This window comes from Serratia sp. A07 (assembly GCF_058725505.1).
In genome coordinates this window covers 16,430-37,275 of the sequence record NZ_JBZXDO010000022.1, presented here as the reverse complement: position 1 = coordinate 37,275, position 20,846 = coordinate 16,430, and the positions used below count along the sequence as shown (strand labels likewise).

Below are 20,846 nucleotides of genomic sequence, written 5' to 3'. Positions count from 1 at the left end.
GTTGCAGACGTAAAAAAACCCGCCGCGGCGGGTTTTTTATTGGCTTCAGCTCAGGCGATTAGCGCCATTCCTTGAAGCGGTTGATCAGCGCATTGGTCGAGCTGTCGTGGCTGCTGATTTTCTCGCTGCCCGCCAGCTCAGGCAGGATGCGGTTAGCCAGCTGTTTGCCCAGCTCCACGCCCCACTGATCGAAGGTGAAGATGTTCAGGATCGCGCCCTGGGTGAAAATTTTGTGCTCGTACAGCGCGATCAGGCTGCCCAGGCTGAACGGGGTGATTTCGCGCAGCAGGATCGAGTTGGTCGGACGGTTGCCTTCAAACACTTTGAACGGCGCCACGTGCTTGACCTGCTCAGGGGTCTTACCCTGCGCCGCGAACTCGGCCTCCACCACTTCCAGCGACTTGCCGAACGCCAGCGCTTCGGTCTGGGCGAAGAAGTTGGACAGCAGTTTGGCGTGATGATCGCCCAGCGGGTTATGGCTGATGGCCGGCGCGATGAAGTCGCACGGCACCAGCTTGGTGCCCTGATGGATCAGCTGGTAGAACGCATGCTGGCCGTTGGTGCCCGGCTCACCCCAGATGATAGGGCCGGTCTGGTAATCCACCGGATTGCCGTTGCGATCGACGTACTTGCCGTTGGACTCCATGTTGCCCTGCTGGAAGTAAGCGGCAAAACGGTGCATGTACTGATCGTACGGCAGGATGGCTTCGGTTTCGGCGCCGAAGAAGTTGTTGTACCAGATACCGATCAGCGCCAGCAGCACCGGCAGGTTTTTCTCCGCCGGCGTTTCGGCGAAGTGCTTATCCATGGCGTGCGCGCCGCTCAGCAGCTGCTCGAAGTTGTCATAACCGATGGACAGCGCGATCGACAGACCGATCGCCGACCACAGGGAGTAACGGCCCCCTACCCAGTCCCAGAACTCGAACATGTTGTCGGTATCGATGCCGAATTCGGCCACCGCTTTGCCGTTGGTGGACAGCGCGGCGAAGTGCTTGGCTACGTGCTGTTGATCGGCGGCGCTGCTCAGGAACCAGTCGCGCGCGCTGTGGGCGTTGGTCATGGTTTCCTGGGTGGTGAAGGTTTTGGAGGCCACCAGGAACAGCGTGGTTTCCGGGTTCAGCGGCTGCAGCGTTTCGGCGATATGGGTGCCGTCGACGTTGGAGACGAAGTGCATGTTCAGGTGATTTTTATATGGGCGCAGCGCTTCGGTCACCATGTAAGGGCCGAGATCCGAACCGCCGATGCCGATGTTCACCACGTCGGTGATCGGCTTGCCGGTGTAGCCTTTCCACTCGCCGCCGATGACGCGCACGCAGAACTGTTTGATCTTGGCCAATACCGCGTTCACTTCCGGCATCACGTCTTTGCCGTCGACCAGGATCGGGCTGTTGCTGCGGTTGCGCAGGGCAATGTGCAGCACCGCGCGATCTTCGGTGCGGTTGATTTTCTCACCGGCGAACATCGATTTGATGGCGCCTTGCAGATCGGTTTCTTTCGCCAGCGCCTGCAGCTTCTCCAGGGTTTCCTGCGTGATACGGTTCTTGGAATAGTCCACCAACATTTGGTCGTTGAAGGTCGCGGAGAACCGGGAGAAACGATCGTTGTCCTGGGCGAACAGGTCGGCGATCCGTACGTCTTTCATCTGTGCATAATGTTGCTGCAGGGCTTGCCAAGCAGCGGTTTGACTAGGATTGATATTTTTCATAGCAACACTCTTAGGCTTGAGAATAAAAATGACGCGTTTGTCCGATTGTAGCCTGTTCGACTGTGATTATGATCTCTTTTCTTGCGATAGGCGCTAACTGTCAACGCATTGCCGCCTCGTTTCAGCTTTCACTCTATACTTTGGGCTAACGGCCTGTTATCGGGGTTGCCGAATTGTCATCAGGCTGTGTCATCGTTGCTTATTTCGTCATTTGAAAGGGATCTCGCTTATGGAATTATCCGCCCCGCTCATGTTGGTGCTTATCGGCCTGGCGTCGCTGCTGGCGCAGTGGCTGGCCTGGCTGCTGCGCCTGCCGGCCATTTTGCCGCTGTTGCTGTTCGGCATCGTGCTCGGCCCGACGGTGCATCTGGTGCAGCCGGATCTGCTGTTCGGCGATCTGCTGTTTCCGCTGGTGTCGCTGTCGGTGGCGATCATCCTGTTCGAGGGGGCGTTGACGCTGCGTTTCGAGGAGATACGCGGCCTCGGCGGCGTGGTACGCAATCTGGTCACCGTCGGCATGCTGGTTACCTTTCTGGTCATCAGCCTCGCCAGCTGGTGGCTGCTGGATTTCCCGCCGGAGCTGGCGGCGCTGATCGGCGCGGTGACGGTGGTGACCGGGCCGACGGTGATCGCCCCGCTGATGCGCGTGGTGCGGCCGAACGCCAACATTAACCAGGTGCTGCGCTGGGAAGGGATCGTCATCGATCCGGTCGGCGCCATCTTCACCCTGCTGGTGTTCGAATTCATCGTGCTGAAACAGAATGCGGAGTCCTATACCCACCTGTTTTGGACGCTGGGCGTGACCGCCGCCGTCGGCCTGATCGCCGGCGCGCTGTTCGGCTACCTGCTCGGCCTGGCGCTGCGCCGCGTCTGGCTGCCGCGCTACCTGCAGAACCTGGCGGTGCTGGCGATCATGCTGGCCGCCTTCGGCGTTTCCAACGCCATCGCCGACGAATCCGGCCTGCTGACCGTCACGGTGATGGGCATCTGGCTGGCCAACATGCGCGACGTCGATACCAGCGATATTCTGGCGTTCAAAGAGGAGCTGTCGGCGATCCTGATCTCGGCGCTGTTCATCATTCTGGCGGCGCGGCTCGACATCCAGGCGCTGTGGAACATGGGCTGGCCGCTGCTCCTGCTGCTGCTGGCGGTGCAGTTCATCGCCCGGCCGCTGTGCATCGCGGTGTCGACCTGGCGCTCTTCCCTGCACTGGCGCGATCGGCTGCTGCTGTGCTGGATCGCCCCGCGCGGCATCGTCGCCGCGGCGGTCAGCTCGCTGTTCGCGCTGACGCTGCAGCGCAGCGGCTATCAGGGCGCGGACCGGCTGGTCACCGTGGTGTTCGCCATCATCATCGGCACCGTGGTGCTGCAAAGCCTGACCAGCGGCATGATGGCGCGCTGGCTGCGGGTGCAGCAGCAAAAGCCGCGCGGCGTGCTGATTGTCGGCGCCAACAGCGTGGCGCGCATGCTGGCGCAGGCGCTGATCAAGCTGAACGTGCCGGTGATCGTCACCGACAGCAGTTGGGAATACTACCGCCAGGCGCGCATGGACGGCATTCCGGCCTACTATGGCCACGCCTACTCCGAACACGCCGAGAACTATCTCGACCTGAGCAATATCGCCCAGGTGTTGGCGCTGTCGCCCAATCGCCACCAGAACGCGCTGGCGGTCTACCACTTCGGCCATCTCTTCGGCGAGGATCACGTGTTTGCCATCCGTTCGGGGGCGCCGCTGAAAGGGCGCGGCGCCAGCGCGGAAAGTTCGCGTTTCCGCCGGCATGAAATTTTATTTAATCAGGAAGCCACCTACGGCCGCCTGAGCAGCCTGCTCGCCAGGGGGGCCACCATCAAGGCGACCAAATTGAACGAAAATTTCGGTTGGCTGGAGTATTTGGAGAAACATCAGGGCGTTATCCCGTTATTCAGCCAAAAGGAAGACGGTTCTCTGCAACCGATTGGCGCCGGTTCCACGCCCGCGATGCCCTGTACGCTTATCGCGCTGGTACAAGATGAAAATCCCTCACCGTCTGTACGTTGACAGAATGGCGATAACCGGCTATTCCTAACAGCCTACTTGCGCACCCGGTGCGCAAGCCAGAAGAGGCGCGTCGCCCAGGTAGAGTGTCAGAGGAGCCGTTTCTCCGTTGACGGCACCCGAGGGGGAGCGACGCCGAGGTACGATAATGGCCGGCCATTATCGTATCGACTACAGGGGCTGAATCCCCTGGGTTGTCACCAGGGGATCGCCCACAGGGCGATCGACAAGGTGGGGCGCTTCTGGGTGTATCGTAGCCTGACCTCTACGCCTGCCCCCTGTTTACCGCTCTCCCCTTGTGCCAAGGCTATGGAATTACAGTGCCCCCAAACGGGCATCCCTGACACGAGGTTTCTAGATGAACCAAGCAGCACCCCAGAATTCCACCGTGGTAGCCAAGTTCGGCGGCACCAGCGTCGCCGACTTTGAAGCCATGAACCGCAGCGCCGACGTCGTGCTGGCCAACCCGCAGGTCCGCCTGGTGGTGTTGTCCGCTTCGGCGGGCGTCACCAACCTGTTGGTCGCCCTGGCCGAGGGTTGCGAGGCCGACAAGCGCAATTACCAGCTTGATGAAATTCGCCGCATCCAGTACGCCATCCTCGATCGCCTCACGGCGCCGGCGGTGATCCGCGAAGAGATCGACCGGCTGCTGGAAAACATCGCCATGCTGTCGGAGGCCGCGTCGCTGGCCACCTCGACGGCGTTGACCGACGAGCTGGTCAGCCATGGGGAGCTGATGTCCACCCTGCTGTTCGTTGAAATCCTGCGCGCCCGCAACGTGCAGGCCGAATGGTTCGACGTGCGCAAAGTGATGCGCACCGACGATCACTTCGGCCGCGCCGTGCCGGACAGCGCCGCGCTCAGCGAACTGGCCCGAGCGCAGTTGCAGCCGCGCCTGCAGGAAGCGCTGGTGGTCACCCAGGGCTTTATCGGCAGCGAGCCGAAAGGCCGCACCACCACGCTCGGCCGTGGCGGCAGCGACTATACCGCCGCGCTGCTCGGCGAGGCGCTCGGCGTTGGCCGGGTGGATATCTGGACCGACGTGCCGGGCATTTACACCACCGATCCGCGCGTGGTACCGGCGGCCAAGCGCATCGACAAAATCGGTTTCGAAGAGGCGGCGGAAATGGCCACCTTCGGCGCTAAAGTCCTGCACCCCGCCACCCTGCTGCCGGCGGTGCGCAGCGATATTCCGGTATTCGTCGGCTCCAGCAAGGATCCGGCGGCCGGCGGCACGCTGGTGTGCAACACCACCGAAAACCCGCCGCTGTTCCGTGCGCTGGCGCTGCGCCGCAAGCAAACGCTGCTGACGCTGCACAGCCTGAACATGCTGCACGCACGCGGTTTCCTGGCCGAGGTGTTCAATATTCTGGCGCGCCACAACATCTCCGTCGATCTGATCACCACCTCGGAGGTCAGCATTGCGCTGACCATGGACACCACCGGTGCCACCTCCGTCGGCGGCAGCCTGCTGACCACCTCGCTGCTGACCGAGCTGTCGTCGCTGTGCCGGGTGGAAGTGGAAGAAAACCTGGCGCTGGTGGCGATCATCGGCAACCAGCTGTCGCGGGCCTGCGGCGTAGGCAAAGAGGTGTTCGGCGTGCTCGATCCGTTCAATATCCGCATGATCTGCTACGGTGCCAGCAGCTATAACCTGTGCTTCCTGGTACCGGGCGAAGAAGCCGAGCAGGTGGTGCGCGCCCTGCACCACAACCTGTTCGAATAAGTCATTATCCCTGATTGCGGGCGCAGCACGCTGCGCCCCTGCGTCTAAAAAATTCGTTCAAAACCTGCAGGGGTTCAGCATGTTGAACCCGCAAAAAACACAACCACACCCACCGTTCTCAATCTGGCTAAGGAAAACCTGCATGTTGGCACTCTTCACGCGCTTATTCCCCCTGTGGGCGATACTGCTGTCCGTCACCGCCTATTACACGCCGACCTCCTTTACCGGCATCGGCCCCTACGTCAGCCCGCTGCTGATGCTGATCATGTTCGCCATGGGCGTCACGCTGCGGCTGGACGACTTCAAACGCGTGCTGGCGCGCCCCGGCCCGGTGGCGGCCGGCATCTTCCTGCACTATCTGATCATGCCGCTGGCGGCCTGGATTCTGGCGATGCTGTTCCGCATGCCGCCGGATCTGTCCGCCGGCATGGTGCTGGTGGGCAGCGTGGCCAGCGGTACCGCGTCCAACGTAATGATCTACCTGGCCAAGGGTGACGTGGCGCTGTCGGTGACCATCTCGGCGGTCTCGACGCTGGTGGGGGTGTTCGCCACGCCGCTGCTGACCCGCCTGTATGTCGACGCCAAGATCAGCGTCGATATCATGGGCATGCTGCTGAGCATTCTGCAGATCGTGGTGATCCCGATCGGCCTGGGCCTGATCGTCCACCACACCCTGACCAAGGCGGTGAAACGCATTGAGCCGCTGCTGCCGGCGCTGTCGATGGTGTGTATCCTGGCGATCATCAGCGCAGTGGTGGCGGGCAGCCAAAGCCACATCGCCTCGGTCGGTTTGGTGGTGATCGTCGCGGTGATCCTGCACAACGGCATCGGTTTGCTCAGCGGCTACTGGGGCGGCAAGCTGTTCGGCTTCGACGAATCCACCTGCCGCACGCTGGCGATCGAAGTCGGCATGCAGAACTCCGGGCTGGCAGCCACGCTGGGTAAAATCTACTTCTCACCGCTGGCCGCTCTGCCGGGCGCGCTGTTCTCGGTCTGGCACAACCTCTCCGGTTCGCTGCTGGCGGGGTATTGGTCCGGCCGCCCTATCAAGAAAAAATAAACCGCCTGTAGGGACGCAAACAATTGCGTCCCCGTTCTTCTCTGCGAAATTTCGTATTTCCCACTGGTCGGATTGTCATAATTCCTCTCATCCCCTATCATCCGTGAAAAATAAAAATTCAGATTCTTCCTAACCATGCCGATAATGTTGGCAAGAGGAAGAGACGTTCTACTTTTTTTAATTAATTAAGTCACCAGGGTTGCCCACCATAAAAGAAGCAGCCTAATTATTATTTAGATCTATACCCACCGTCTTATTTGCCGCGGCAAATCAAGATACCTCGCAATGTGCATGTCGCTCATTATTTCGGGCCGGCCGTCGGCCGCCCGTGGTTAACCTCATGGATTGGGCGGGCTGCCCCGGCGGCCTCTCATAATGGATTACAATGATAAAAAAAATAACCGCCTTGACGCTGTTGGTCAGCACGGCCCTTTCCGCCGAAACCCTGCCGGACGCCCACATGATGCGGGATATGTCGATGGGGGAGTCGCGCCGTGCGTTGCAAGACAGCACGCGTGAAGTCAACCAGTTGATTGAGCAACGCCGCTACCAGCAGCTGAAGCAGCAACGCTTGCTGGCGGAGCCGGAACCGCCCGCGCCCGCCCTGCCGCAGTCCGCGCAGTGCCTGCCGATCGCCGGCGTTTATCTGCAGGGCGTCACCCTGCTCTCGCCGACCGATTTATCCGCCCTGAGCGCGCTGCCGGAAAACTGCATCAGCAGCAATGATATCAATCGCCTGACCCGCGAATTAACGCGCCTTTATGTGCAAAAAGGCTATATCACCGCGCGCGTGCAAATTGTTCGCCCTAATTCACAGGGAGAATTGGGGTTAATCGTCACCGAAGGATTTATCGAGAAAATAGAAGGCGGCGATCGCTGGGTCAACAGCCGTTTATTATTTCCGGGGCTGGAAGGCAAGCCGTTGAAATTAACCGAGCTCGACCAGGGATTGGATCAGGCCAACCGTTTGCAATCGAATACCACCAAGCTGGATATATTGCCCGGCCACCAGGTTGGCGGTTCGGTCATTCGTTTGCGCAATCAACATGCCAAGCCCTGGCTGATTACCGCCGGCACGGATAATTACGGCCAAAAAAGCACCGGCCAGTGGCTGGCGCGCGCCACCGCCACGCTGGACAGCCCGTTCGGCCTGTCGGACTTCGTCAGCCTGAACGCCAGCAGAACGCTGGAAAACCCGGCTCACCGCTATAACCGCGCCTATACCCTGCTCTATTCGCTGCCGTACGGCGCGTTCACCTTCAGCGGGTTCGCCAGCTTCTCGTCCTATGAGAACCACCAGCAGCTGCCGCACAACGTGGTCAAACTGCACGGCCAGACCCAACAGTACGGGCTGCGCAGCGACTATGTGTTTTACCGCGATCGCGATCAGATAGACAGCCTGAGCGGCCAGTTGACCTACAAGCGCATCGACAACTACTTCGAAAGCGTGCGCCTCGAAGTCAGCAGCCCCACGCTGACCCTGGCCGAGCTGAGCGCCAGCCACCTGCAGATTCTGCCCAACGGGGTGTTCAGCGCCAACCTCAGCGTCGAACAGGGTCTGCCGTGGTTGGGGGCCGATCGCCACCCGAGCTCGGTGCACCTCGACAGCCAGTTCACCAAGGGCAAGCTGTTCGCCAACCTCAGCCAGCGCCTTCACCTGGGCGAGGCGACCTATCAGCTCAACAACCTGTTCTATGGCCAGTACAGCCGCGACCCGCTGCCCGGCGTGGAATGGCTGAGCCTTACCGATCGCAGCGCCGTGCGCGGCTTTAGCCGCAGCACCCAGTCCGGCGACAACGGCTGGTATCTGCAGAACACGCTGTCGCGCAGCTTCAATCTGGGCGCCACCACGCTGACGCCGCGCCTCGGCGCCGACGTCGGCCGCATTTTGCCGCGCCAGGACAACTCGGGGTGGCGCAGCAGCACCGGCCTGAGCAGCGGCGCCACGTTGCGCTATCGGCAGGCGCTGGTCGATCTCGAGGTCAGCCGCGGCTGGATCTTGTCAAATCACGCCACGCCGGAAGATCCCGTTCAGGTACTGGCGCGCTTTTCTTACACCTTTTAATTAATCAGCAGTTTTGCAGGACCCCACGGCAATATACGGAGAGACATGGATGAAAAATAATAACTTCAGGCTTTCAGCAGCAGGCAAACTGGCCGCCGCGCTGGCGATTATTCTCGCCGCTTCCGCCGGCGCCTATGCCGCGGAGATCGTGGCGGCCAACGGCGCCAACGGCCCCGGCGTTTCCACCGCCGCAACCGGCGCGCAGGTGGTCGACATCGTCGCGCCGAACGGTAACGGGCTGTCGCACAACCAGTATCAGGACTTCAACGTCAACCAGCCCGGCGCGGTGCTGAACAACTCCCGCGAGGCAGGGCTGTCGCAGCTGGCCGGCCAACTGGGCGCCAACCCCAATCTGGGCGGGCGCGAAGCCAGCGTCATCCTCAACGAAGTGATCGGCCGTAACCCTTCTCTGCTGCACGGCCAGCAAGAGATCTTCGGCATGGCGGCCGACTACGTGCTGGCCAACCCGAACGGCATCAGCTGCCAGGGCTGCGGGTTCATCAATACCAGCCGCTCCTCGCTGGTGGTCGGCAACCCGCTGGTGGAGAACGGCCTGCTGCAGGGCTACAGCACCCTGGACAACCGCAATACCCTGAGCCTCAACGGTACCCTGAACGCCGGCGGCGTGCTGGATCTGATCGCACCGAAGATAGACAGCCGCGGTGACGTGATCGTACAAGACTTCACCCACCGCAACGGCAGCGTAACGCCGGCGGCGATCAACGCCATCAGCGGCCATAACCGCGTGGCGCGCGACGGCAAGGTGCTGGCCAGCGTGCAGCCGACCACCGCGCTGGACAGCTACTACCTCGGCAGCATGCAGGCCGGACGCATCAACATCATCAACACCGCGCAGGGCAGCGGCGTGAAGCTGGCGGGCACGCTGGCCGCCCGCGACGATCTCAAGGTGAAAGCCTACGATATTCGCAGCGAAAGCCGCGTTGACGACGCCAGCAGCAACCGCAACGGCGGCGACAACTACCAGAACTACCGCGGCGGCATCTACGTCAACGACCGCAGCAGCAGCCAGAAGCTGACCCGCACCGAGCTGAAAGGCAAGAACATCAGCCTGGTGGCGGATAACCACGCGCACCTCACCGCTACCGATATTCGCGGCGAAGACATCACGCTGCAGGGCGGCAAGCTGACGCTCGACGGCCAGCAGCTGAAACAGACCCAGGGCCACACCGACGACCGCTGGTTCTACTCCTGGCAATACGACGTCACCCGTGAGCGCGAGCAGCAGCAGCAGGCAGGCAGCACCGTCGCCGCCAGCGGCAGCGCCAAACTCGTCAGTACCCGGGAAGACGTGAACCTGTTGGGCGCCAACGTCAGTGCCGATCGGGCGCTGAGCGTCAAGGCGGCGCGCAACGTGCACCTCGCCGGACTGGTGGAGAAGGATAAGTCCACCGAACGCGGCTACCAGCGCAATCACACTTCCAGCCTGCGCACCGGCAGCTGGAGCAGCAGCGACGAAAGCGAAAGCCTGAAGGCCAGCGAACTGCGCAGCCAGGGGCGCTGACGCTGGAGGCCGGCAACAACGTCGCGACCCAGGGCGCCAAGCTGCACGCCGGCCGCGATTTGACGGTCAATGCCGGCAACCAAATCCAGATCGGGGTGCAGAAAACCGCCAACGCCAAAGCGGTGCGCGATGACAAAACCTCCTGGGGCGGCATCGGCGGCGGCGACAACAAAAACAACAGCAACCGTCGCGAGGTCAGCCACGCCTCCGAACTGACCAGCGACGGCACCCTGCGCCTGAACGGCCAGCAGGGCGTCACCATCACCGGCAGCAAGGCGCGCGGCAAGGAAGGCGGCCTGGTCACCGCCACGCAAGGTGGCCTGCGCATCGACAACGCGCTGAGCACCACCGTGGACAAAATCGACGCGCGCACCGGCACCGCCTTCAACATCACCAGCAGTTCACACAAGGCCGACAACAGCTACCAGAGCAGCACCGCCAGCGAGCTGAAGTCTGATACCAACCTGAAGCTGGTCAGCCGTAAGGATACCGACGTCATCGGCAGCCAGGTCACCAGCGGCGGTGAGCTGAGCGTGACGTCACAGACCGGCAACATCAACGTCAAGGCCGCCGAACAGCAGCAAAAAATCGATGAGCAGAAGACCGCGCTGACCGTCAACGGCTACGCCAAAGAAGCCGGCGACAAGCAATACCGTGCCGGTTTGCGCATCGAACACACCCGCGACAGCGAAAAAACCACCCGCACCGAAAACCGCGCCTCGACCCTCAGCGGCGGTAGCGTGAAGCTCGAGGCGGAGAAGGACGTGACCTTCAGCGGCTCCAAACTGGTCGCCGACAAAGGCGACGCCAGCGTCAGCGGCAACAAGGTCTCGTTCCTGGCGGCCGACGATAAAACCACCTCGAACACCGAGCAGACCAAGATCGGCGGCGGTTTCTACTACACCGGCGGCATCGACAAGCTCGGCAGCGGCGTGGAAGCCGGCTACGAGAACAGCAAAACGCAGGCGCAGAGCAGCAAGGCGGTCACCTCCGGCAGCGACGTCAAAGGCAACCTGACTGTCGACGCCCGCGACAAGCTGACCCAGCAAGGCGCGCAGCACAGCGTCGGCGGCACCTACCAAGAGAACGCCGCCGGCGTCGATCATTTGGCCGCCGCCGACACCGCCAGAAGCACCACCACCAAAACCGACGTCGGCGTGAACATCGGCGCCAACGTCGATTACAGCGCCGTGACCCGCCCGGTCGAGCGCGCGGTCGGCAAGGCGGCCAAGCTGGACGCCACCGGCGTCATCAACGACATCGGCGGCATCGGCGCGCCTAACGTCGGCCTGGATATCGGCGCACAGGGCGGCAGCAGCGAAAAACGCAGCAGCAGCTCGCAGGCGGTGGTCAGCTCGGTGAAAGCCGGCAGCATCGACATCAACGCCAAAGGCGAAGTGCGCGATCAGGGCACGCAATATCAGGCAAGCAAAGGCGCGGTCACGCTGACGGCGGACAGCCACCGCAGCGAAGCTGCAACGAACCGCCAGGAAGAGCAGAACCGCGATACCCGCGGCAGCGCCGGCGTGCGCGTCTACACCTCCACCGGCAGCGATCTGACCGTGGACGCCAAGGGCGAAGGCGGCACCCAGCGCAGCAACAGCAGCGCCAGCCAGGCGGTGACCGGCTCGATCGACGCGGCCAACGGCATCAACGTCAACGTGAAAAAAGACGCGGTCTATCAGGGTACCGCGCTGAACGGCGGCAGCGGTAAAACCACCGTCGACGCCGGCGGCGATATCCGCTTTGATCAGGCCAGCGACAAACAGAGTGAGAACCACAGCGGCTTTAACGTCAAGGCCTCGGCGAAGGGCGGCTTCACCGCCGACAGTAAAAACTTCGGCGCCGGCTTCGGCGGCGGTACCAACAAAGGCGAAAGCAGCGGCAGTACCGCACAGGTCGGCAACGTCAGCGGCCAACAGGGCGTTGAACTGAAGGCGGGCCGCGATCTGACGCTTAAAGGCACCGACGTCAAAAGCCAGGGCGACATCACCCTGAGCGCGGGCAACAAGGTCGCGCTGCAGGCGGCGGAATCGACCCAAACGCGCAAGGAAAGCCAGCTGTCCGGCAATCTCGATCTGGGCGCCGGCAGCAGCGACAGCAAGGAAAAAACCGGTGGCAGTCTCTCCGCCGGCGGCGCGTTCGACATCGCCAAGGTGAATGAGTCCGCGACCGAACGCCAGGGCGCTAAGCTCGCCTCAGACGGCAAGGTCACCCTGTCCGCCGGCGGCAAAGGCGATGACGCGCTGCATCTGCAAGGCGCCAAGGTCAGCGGCGGCAGCGCCGCGCTCGAGGCGAAAAACGGCGGTATCCTGCTGGAGTCCGCCAAGAACGAGCAGCATAAGGACAACTGGAGCCTGGGCATTAAAGCCAACGCCAAAGGCGGCCAAACGTTCAACAAGGACGCCGCCGGCAAGGTCGATCCGAACACCGGCAAAGACACCCATACGCTGGGCGCCGGTCTGAAGGTCGGCGTGGAACAGCAGGATAAAACCACCCACGCCAACACCGGCATCACCGCGGGCGATGTGGCGCTCAACAGCGGCAAGGACACCCGCCTCGCCGGGGCGCGCGTCGATGCCGACAGCGTACAGGGCAAGGTGGGCGGCGATCTGCACGTTGAAAGCCGCAAAGACGTCGAGAAAGGCGTGAAGGTGGATGTGGATGCCGGTCTGAGCCACAGCAACGATCCGGGCAGCAGTATCACCTCCAAGCTGTCGAAGGTGGGCACGCCGCGCTACGCCGGGAAAGTGAAAGAGAAACTGGACGCCGGGGTGAACAAAGTGGCCGACGCCACCACCGACAAATACAACAGCGTGGCGCGTCGCCTCGATCCGCAGCAGGACACCACCGGCGCGGTCAGCTTCAGCAAAGCCGACGGTAAAGTGACGCTGCCGGAAACGCCGGCTGGCGAGAAACCGCAGGGCCCGCTGTGGGATCGCGGTGCACGCACCGTCGGCGGCGCGGTGAAAGACAGCGTCACCGGGCCGGCGGGCCGCCAGGGGCAGCTCAAGGTCAATGCCGAGGTGGTGAACAACAATGCGGTCGGCGAGCAATCGGCGATTGCCGGTAAGCACGGCGTGGCGCTGCAGGTCGGCGGCCAAACCCAACTCACCGGCGGCGAGATCCGCAGCCAGCAGGGCAAGGTGGAACTGGGCGGCAGCCAGGTCAGCCAGCAGGACGTCAGCGGCCAACGTTATCAGGGCGGCGGCCGCGTCGATGTGGCGGCCACGGTAGGCGGCCTGGCCGCCGGTGCGGCGAAACAGGGCGTTGACGGCAACGTGCCGTTCGCCAGCGGCCATGCCTCAACGAAACAGGCGGACGCCAAAGCCGGCGTGTTCAGCGGCAAATAACGCACCTCTCCTAGGCAATGCCCCCGGTGAAAACCGGGGGCATTTTTTTACAGCGTGCTTGGGGTGTCTTCCCAGTCGCGATCGTCGTCCTTCGCATCCTGATCCAACACGTTGTAAGCCACGGCGCAAAACAGCGAGTTCAGGCGCTTCATGTCCCCCAACAACCCCAAATGCAGCGAACTGGTCTCGATGCTCTGCACGTTTTGCTGGTGCAGGCGATCGACGTGCGCGTGCGCGTAGCGGCGATCCAGAATGCGGAAGCGGTGCTTGGAACGGCGCAGGCGCTTGGCGCTGGTAACGTCGCCGGACAGGAACACCGACAGCCCCAGACGCAGGTTGCCGATCAGCCGCTCGTGCAGCCCATCCAGCTCCGCCAGCCCTTCCGTCGAGAAGGCCCGGCGCGCGGCGTGCGACTTGGCGCCCACGTCGCCGGCCATGCGTTCGATGATGTCGCCCGCCTGTTCCAGGTTGAGCGCCATTTCGATGATCTCCGCCCAGCGGCGCGAATCTTCCTCGCCCAGATCCTCCTTCTGGATCTGCGCCAGATACAGCTTGATGGCGGTGTACAGCACGTCGACGTCGTCGTCCAGACGCCGCACCTCTTTATCCACCCCTTGCTTGCCGTGCAGCACTTCGCGCTGCAGGATCATCATGTGTTCCACCACGTCGCCCATCCGCAGAGTTTCGCGCGCCGCGTTGGCCAGCGCCAGCGTCGGCGTGTCCAGCGCGCTGGCGTCCAGATGGCGCGGCCGCATGCGCGGATCGTCGGCCGCCACGTCGACGATCAGCCGCTCGCACAGCGTGGCCATCGGCCCGGCCAGCGGGATCATCACCAGGCAGCGGATCAGGTTGTAGAACACGTGGAAATAGATCACCAGTTCTTCGCTGCCGCCAGGCAACTGAGCCATCACATCCGCCAGATAGGCGACGAACGGCAGCACCAGCACGCACCCCACCAGCTTGAACAGCAGGCTGCCGAGCGCCACGCGCCGCCCAGCGGCGTTCTGGCCGCTGGCGTTGATCATCGCCAGCAGGCCGCTGCCGAGGTTGGCGCCGATCACCAGGCAGAGCGCCACCTTCAGCGAAATCACGCCGGACGCGGTCAGGGTGGCGGTCAGCAGCACCGCCGCCAGGCTGGAATAACTGACGATGGCGAACAGCGCGCCGGTCAGGGCGTCCAGCATCACGTCGCCGGTCAGCGACGAGAACAGCACTTTGACCCCGGCTGCCTGGGTGATCGGCGTGGCGGCGGCCACGATCAGCTCCAGCGCCAACACGATCAGCCCAAGGCCGATCAGGACGCGCCCGATCTGGCCGATCCGCATCTGTTTGCGGCTGAGGAACAGGAAGACGCCGACCAGGATCAGCAGCGGCGACAGCCAGGAAAGATCGAAGGTCAGCACGCGCGCCATCAGCGCGGTGCCGACGTCGGCGCCGAGCATGATCACCAGCGCAGGCGCCAGCCCCACCAGCCCCTGAGCGACGAAAGAGGTCACCAGCAGCGCCGTGGCGTTGCTGCTTTGCACCAGCGCGGTCACGCCAATGCCGGAAACGAACGCCAGCGGCTTTTTCTCAACGCTGTCGCTCAACACGCGCCGCAGATTGGCGCCGTAAACCCGCATGATCCCGGTGCGCACGATGTGGGTACCCCACACCAACAGCGCCACGGAGGAAAGCAGGTGAAGAAGGGTCAGCACGGAAGATACGCTCCATTAACGCCCGGCCAAAGGAGGCTGATACCCGATGCCTGTCAGGCGGTGCGGACGGACGGAACGGTTCTGTTCGCCTTAGCCACAGCCGGTAGGCCAAAAGATGACGGATACAGCGCGCGGTCCCGCCTGCCGGGCGTAGGTCTGGCAGGACAGCGGGCGGGCGGCAGACCGCAGAAAAGAAGGGTTAATGCGGCGGCGGAAAGGCCCCGGCGCCGCGCTGCGAAGTCATGCAACTTCCCGCAATACAACAGGTTCCAAGTGTAGCCCAATTTCCGCGCCGTCGGGCCGCAGGTCGGCCACCGACCGGTTGAGCACGTCAACCAGCAATTCTACACCGCGAACCTGAATCCGATAGCGTACCACATTCCCGAGCAAACTGTGGCCCAGGATCACCCCGCCGATCCCCTGCCCGGCCGGCAACAGGCCGATAGACTCGGGCCGGATCGCCACCTTGCCGGCATAGCTGCGCCCGGTCAGCTGGGCGGCCTGTTCGGCGGTCAGCAGGTTATAGTTGCCGATAAACCCGGCGGCGAAGGCGTCCGCCGGCTGGGTATACAGGGTTTCCGCATCGCCGCTCTGCACGATCTGCCCCTTGTTCATCAGCACGATGCGATCCGACAGGGTCAACGCCTCTTCCTGATCGTGGGTAACGAAGATCGCCGTCAGGTTCAGCTCGCGTTGAATGCGCCGGATCTGCTCGCGCAGGTGTTTGCGGATACGCGCGTCCAGCGCCGACAGCGGTTCGTCGAGCAGCAGCAGCCGCGGGCGGGTGACCAGCGATCGCGCCAGCGCCACGCGCTGACACTGGCCGCCCGACAGCTGATGCGGATAGCGCTTCGCCAGATCGCTCAGCTCCACCAGCGCCAGCACCTCCTGCACCCGCTGGCCGATCTGCCCGGCCGCCAGTTTCTGCATTTTCAGACCGAAGGCCACGTTGCCTTCCACCGTCATATTGGGAAACAGCGCATAGCTTTGAAACACCATGCCGATGCCGCGCTTTTGCGGCGCCAGCGGCACCAGATCCTGGCCCTGCAGCAAAATGTGCCCGCTGTCGACCGGGGTCAGGCCGGCCAGGCAGCGCAGCAGCGTCGATTTGCCGCAGCCGCTCGGCCCCAGCAGGGTGACGAACTCCCCCTCTTCGGCGGTGAAATCGATATCCTGAAACACCTGGGTCTGGCCATAGTGTTTGTTCAGGCGGGTGACGTTGAGATAAGCCATCGGGTTAACCCTTGTTTTTATTCAGCAGGTTCGCCAGCCAGGTGACGAGCAGCACCACGGCGAAATAGGAGATGACCAGCGCGCTGGTGAAATGCCCGCTGCCGTTGCGCATGTTGAACAGGTAGACCTGCAGCGTTTCATACTGGCTGCCCACCAGCAGGTTGGCGAACACGAACTCGCCGATCAGGAACGAGAACGACAGCAGCACGGCGATCGTTCCGCCCTTGCGCAGGTTCGGCAGCACCACCAGCAGCGCCGCCTGCCAGGTGCTGGCGCCGAGCAGGTGCGCGGCGTCCATCAGATCGCGCAGGTTGATCGCCTGCATGTTATTGCTGATGGCACGGTAGATAAACGGCAGCGCGATGGTGAAATAGCAGCCCACCAAAATCCACGGAGTGCCGAGCAGCGGCAGCGGATCGGCGGCGAACAGCTGCATCAGCCCCACCGCCGACACCACCGGCGGCACGGCGAACGGCAGCAGAATCAGCACGTTCATCACCGCGTCCAGCTTGGGAAAGTAGTAAGCGATCACAAACATCGCCGGCAGGATCACCACCACCGACAGCAGCAGCGTGCCGAAGCAGATCAACAGCGAGTGCCACAGCGCCTGCAAAAAGCGCGGGTCGCTCCACAGCGCCGTCAGCCACTTCAGGGTAAAACCGTCCGGCAAAATGGTGGCGCCCCACTGGGTGGCCAGCGCATAAATCAGCGTCGCCGCCAGCGGCAACAGCAGGATCAGCAGCAGCAGGCCGGTCACCGTGCGATGGTACAGGCGTTCAGCACGCGACATGAGCATTCTCCATCCGATTATGAGCGCGCATTGAGGTAGCTCCTGCGCAGCATCCACTGGTGGATCACCGTGATAAACGCCATCATCACCACCAGCAGCATCGCCAGCGCGCTGGCCAGGTTCGGATCGAGGGAGATGTCCCCCGCCACCAGCGCCGAGATGCGGATCGGGATCACGTTGAAGTTGCCGGTGGTCAGCGCGTAGACCGTAGCGTAGGCGCCCAGCGCGTTAGCCAGCAGGATGACGAAGGTGCCCATCAGCGCCGGCGCCAGCACCGGCAGGCCGATATGCCGCCAGTAGCGCCAGGGGCCAGCGCCGAGCAGCGCCGCCGACTCGCGCCAATCGGCGCGCAGCGCGTCGAACGCCGGATACAGCAACAGCACCCCCAGTGGGATCTGGAAGTAGGTATACAGCACGATCAGGCCGCTCTTCGAATAGAGGTTGAAACTCTCCATCAGACCGTATTTGCGCAGCAGCAGCGTCAGGCAACCGTTCAGCCCCAGCAGGATGACGAAGGCAAACGCCAGCGGCACCCCGGCGAAGTTGCTGGTCATGTTGGTGAACGACATCACGAAGTCATGAAATCGGGTCTGGCCGAGCTGGCGCAGCGAGTAACTGCCAACTAACGCAATCAGCAAGCCGTAGACGCTCGACCACAGCGAGATCTCCAGCGAGAACTGAAAGGCCTGCAGGTAGAACGGTGAGGTGAGGATATCGACATAGTTGCCCCATCCCCAGCCGCTGCTCTCACTGAAAAAGCTGTGAACGGCGATCCACACCAGCGGGGCGATCTGAAACGCGCCGAACAGCACGATAAACGGCAGCAGGCACAGCGCGGCGATCCATTTGGTTTTGCCGTTCATCGCGCATCCTGCGCCAGCAGCGCCCGGCAGCGCGGCTTGTCGTGCGGTGCCTGCAGCAGATCGCAAATCGTGCCGCACAGCTCGGTTTGCTGCGGATCGGCGTCGTCCAGGCTGAAGCCCGTGCCGAACACGAACAGCGGCACCTGGCGCTCTTCCGGCAACACACCGCCGTGGCTGCGATCGTCGTTCATGCCATGGTCGGCAGTGACCAGCACCTGATAACCGGCGGCCAGCCACTCGGGCAGATAGCGCGACAGCGAACCGTCGGCGCGGCGTGCCGCATTGCGGTACTGCGGCGAAGAGAGGCCGAAGCGGTGCCCGGCGTCGTCGATGTTCATCGGGTGGATCAGCAGGAAGTCCGGCTGATGACGCTGGCGCAGGCTTTCGGCGTCGTCGAACAGATGGCTGTCGGGATAGCCGTCGTCGTAATAGAAATGCCCGTGCTGGATCGGCAGCTCAGGCGCGTCGGTATGGCGGTCGCGCGCGGCGTCGAACGGCGTGCGGTTATACAATTCGCTGAACCAATGATACGCGGCGGCGGCGGTGGTCAGCCCGGCGGCGCGCGCGTAATGAAACACGCTTTGTTGATGAGAAAGGCGCGAGACGTGGTTGTGCACCACGCCGCTCTCCACCGGCGTGACGCCGGTGAGGATGCATTCATACAGCGGCCGGGAGAGCGAGGGCAGCTCGCTCTCCAGCAGGTACAACCGTCCGCGTCCCGCCGCGCATTCGGCCTGCAGATAGCCCATGGCGTCGTGCGCCACCCGGTAGTTGAGGCCGTCCAGCAGCACGAGGATCGTTTTCATGGTGCGTTAACTCACTGCTGCATAAACATAATGACGTTTTCCTGCCACAGGCGCGGCAGCGCTTTGGCGCTCTGTTCCCAGGCCGCCGGATCGGCGATCGGGTGCGCATTCTTGTACTGCTCGGCCGGCAGCAGCTTGGCCTTGACGTCGTCCGGCAGCGTCAGATGTTCGGCGCGGATCGGGCGGGCATAGCCGCGCGCCAGGTTGATCTGGCCAGCGTCGGAGAAGATGTATTCGCGCGCCAGCTTGGCGGCGTTCGGGTGCTTGGCGTATTTGTTGATGATGGTGGTGTAGCCGGAGGTGATCGAGCCGTCCGACGGAATCAGCACTTCAAAGCGGGTTTTGTCGATCTGGTCGCGGTAGTTCAGGCCGTTGAAGTCCCACACCACGCCGACCTGCACTTCCCCTTTCTCCAGCGATGCGATCACCGGGTTGCTCAGGCTCAGGCGGCCGGCCTTGGCCAGCTTGCCGAAGAATTCCAGGCCCGGCTTGAGGTTCTTCTCGTTGCCGCCCATGGCGTAGGTGGCCGCCAGCACGCCGCTGGCCGCCTGCGACGCAGTGCCGACGTCACCGATGGTGACCTGATAGCTGCCCTTCAGCAGATCGGCCCAGCTGTGCGGGATATCTTTCACCTGCTGTTTATTGATGATGAAGGCGATGGTGCCGGTGTAAGCCAGCGCCCAGTGGCCGTCTTTGTCTTTCGCCCAGTCCGGCACCTGATCCCAGGTGGAGGGTTTGTACGGCTGCGTTACGCCCTTCTGCACCGCCACCGGGCCGAAGGCCGCGCCGACGTCACCGATGTCCGCCGTGGCGTTGTTCTTTTCCGCATCGAATTTGGCGATCTCCTGTGCGGAGCTCATGTCGGTATCGACATGCTTCAGGCCGTATTTGCTCAACAGATCTTGCCAGGTGCCTTTCCAGTTGGCCCAGCTGTCCGGCATGCCGACGCTGTTGACTTCGCCTTCTTTTTTAGCGGCCTGCTCCAGCGCCGCCAGATCGGTATCCGCGGCCCAGCTCATCTGGCTGGATAACACGATGGCACTGGTTAACACAGAAGCGCACAAACGTTTCATAACTGATGCTCCAGGTGGTAGTGTGGGGATGGCTGGACTAGTCCAGCAAGGACCAAACCAATCTAACGGACGAATGTGATAATTATATGTCAGCTTAAAAAAGCGACAGTTTTATCACCCATTGCAACGGCGAAAACGCGACGCTGGTCTACCTTAAGGGAGGCCAAACGCACTGAAACGGGACACCCGCTGTATGAGTGAAGCACCGACGACCGTAGCGACCATCTGCCAAACGCTGAACGCCCGCATCACCGCAGGCGAGTTTGCCGTGGGCGGCAAGCTGCCCTCCGAACGCGCCCTGAGCGAACAGTTCGCCACGACCCGCATTACCTTGCAGGAGGCGCTCGGTCAGCTGGAGGCGCAGGGCGTCATCTACCGCCAGGTGCGGCGCGGCTGGTTCATCTCGCCCCCGCGTCTTATCTACAACCCGCTGCAGCGCAGCCATTTTCACGCCATGGCGCAGCAGCAGGGGCGCGCCGCCCATACCGAGGCGATCGACAGCGCGCTAGTCACGCTCGACGCGCCGCTGGCCGGCCGCCTGGCGCTACCCCCCGGCGCCGAGGCCTATCGCATTCGCCGGCTGCGCTATATCGACGGGCGCGCGGTGCTGTACTGCGAGCACTACCTCAACCCGGCCTATTTCCCCGGCATTCTGGAGGAAGACCTGACCCAGTCGCTGACCGCGCTGTACGCCGCGCGCTACGGCATCCACTACGGGCGGGTGCGTTTCGACATGCTGCCCACCCTGCTGCCGCAGCAAGCCGCCGCCATGCTGAAGGTGACCTACGGCAGCCCGGCGCTGTTCATTACGCGGGTGAATCGCGATCAGCACGACCGGGTGATCGATTGCGACCTGGAGTATTGGCGTTACGATGCGCTGCACATCGACGTGGAAGCGCAGTAATGACAAGGGCGCAT

12 protein-coding genes, 1 pseudogene and 1 riboswitch are annotated in these 20,846 nt (G+C 62.8%); of the genes and pseudogenes, 6 read left to right on the top strand and 7 right to left on the bottom strand.

The features are described 5' to 3' along the window. Positions 1–58: 58 nt before the first annotated feature. A complete protein-coding gene (pgi, locus tag AC4PR2_RS19285; protein WP_346420688.1) occupies positions 59–1,705 on the bottom strand; it encodes a glucose-6-phosphate isomerase in 1,647 nt (548 codons plus the stop codon). A gap of 229 nt (positions 1,706–1,934) precedes the next feature. On the opposite strand from pgi, the gene AC4PR2_RS19280 reads away from it, so the two are divergent. The 5 genes and pseudogenes from AC4PR2_RS19280 to AC4PR2_RS19260 all read left to right on the top strand — a co-directional run bounded on the left by AC4PR2_RS19280 (position 1,935) and on the right by AC4PR2_RS19260 (position 13,466). Then, entirely contained in the window at positions 1,935–3,743 is a 1,809-nt protein-coding gene (locus tag AC4PR2_RS19280; protein ID WP_060425143.1) for a cation:proton antiporter, read from the top strand. A 52-nt stretch (positions 3,744–3,795) separates the two neighbouring features. Next, a riboswitch (Lysine riboswitch) is annotated at positions 3,796–3,990 on the top strand. A gap of 108 nt (positions 3,991–4,098) precedes the next feature. Further along, positions 4,099–5,466 (top strand): lysine-sensitive aspartokinase 3, encoded by a 1,368-nt coding sequence (gene lysC, locus AC4PR2_RS19275; RefSeq protein ID WP_084827463.1) that lies wholly within the window; start codon positions 4,099–4,101, stop codon positions 5,464–5,466. Between the two features lie 142 nt (positions 5,467–5,608). Then, a complete protein-coding gene (gene panS, locus AC4PR2_RS19270) occupies positions 5,609–6,526 on the top strand; it encodes a ketopantoate/pantoate/pantothenate transporter PanS (protein ID WP_049201525.1) in 918 nt (305 codons plus the stop codon). 385 nt (positions 6,527–6,911) lie between these two features. After that, the gene (locus AC4PR2_RS19265) at positions 6,912–8,591 is read left to right on the top strand and encodes a ShlB/FhaC/HecB family hemolysin secretion/activation protein (RefSeq protein ID WP_492175374.1); all 1,680 of its coding nucleotides are present in this window, start codon (positions 6,912–6,914) and stop codon (positions 8,589–8,591) included. Between the two features lie 49 nt (positions 8,592–8,640). After that, a pseudogene (locus tag AC4PR2_RS19260) lies at positions 8,641–13,466 on the top strand (hemagglutinin repeat-containing protein). A gap of 47 nt (positions 13,467–13,513) precedes the next feature. On the opposite strand, the gene AC4PR2_RS19255 reads toward AC4PR2_RS19260, so the two are convergent. From AC4PR2_RS19255 to AC4PR2_RS19230, 6 genes are all read right to left on the bottom strand, one after another. Then, entirely contained in the window at positions 13,514–15,163 is a 1,650-nt protein-coding gene (locus AC4PR2_RS19255) for a Na/Pi cotransporter family protein (protein ID WP_049201530.1), read from the bottom strand. A gap of 240 nt (positions 15,164–15,403) precedes the next feature. Then, complete coding sequence (locus tag AC4PR2_RS19250; protein WP_038874358.1) at positions 15,404–16,396, bottom strand: ABC transporter ATP-binding protein; 993 nt, start codon at positions 16,394–16,396, stop codon at positions 15,404–15,406. Positions 16,397–16,400: 4 nt separating this feature from the next. After that, entirely contained in the window at positions 16,401–17,186 is a 786-nt protein-coding gene (locus AC4PR2_RS19245; protein ID WP_049201534.1) for an ABC transporter permease, read from the bottom strand. 17 nt (positions 17,187–17,203) lie between these two features. Continuing rightward, on the bottom strand, positions 17,204–18,049 hold the full coding sequence (locus AC4PR2_RS19240) for an ABC transporter permease (protein WP_039569690.1): 846 nt from the start codon (positions 18,047–18,049) through the stop codon (positions 17,204–17,206). Next, positions 18,046–18,855: an alkaline phosphatase family protein gene (locus AC4PR2_RS19235; RefSeq protein ID WP_100397036.1), complete on the bottom strand. Its 810-nt coding sequence runs from the start codon at positions 18,853–18,855 to the stop codon at positions 18,046–18,048. Before AC4PR2_RS19235 ends, AC4PR2_RS19240 begins: the two co-directional genes overlap by 4 nt. Positions 18,856–18,866: 11 nt before the next feature. Then, entirely contained in the window at positions 18,867–19,928 is a 1,062-nt protein-coding gene (locus tag AC4PR2_RS19230) for an ABC transporter substrate-binding protein (RefSeq protein ID WP_004936660.1), read from the bottom strand. 193 nt (positions 19,929–20,121) lie between these two features. Here AC4PR2_RS19230 and AC4PR2_RS19225 point away from each other — a divergent pair, with 193 nt between their 5' ends. Next, complete coding sequence (locus AC4PR2_RS19225; RefSeq protein ID WP_060425131.1) at positions 20,122–20,832, top strand: UTRA domain-containing protein; 711 nt, start codon at positions 20,122–20,124, stop codon at positions 20,830–20,832. Positions 20,833–20,846: the final 14 nt, after the last annotated feature.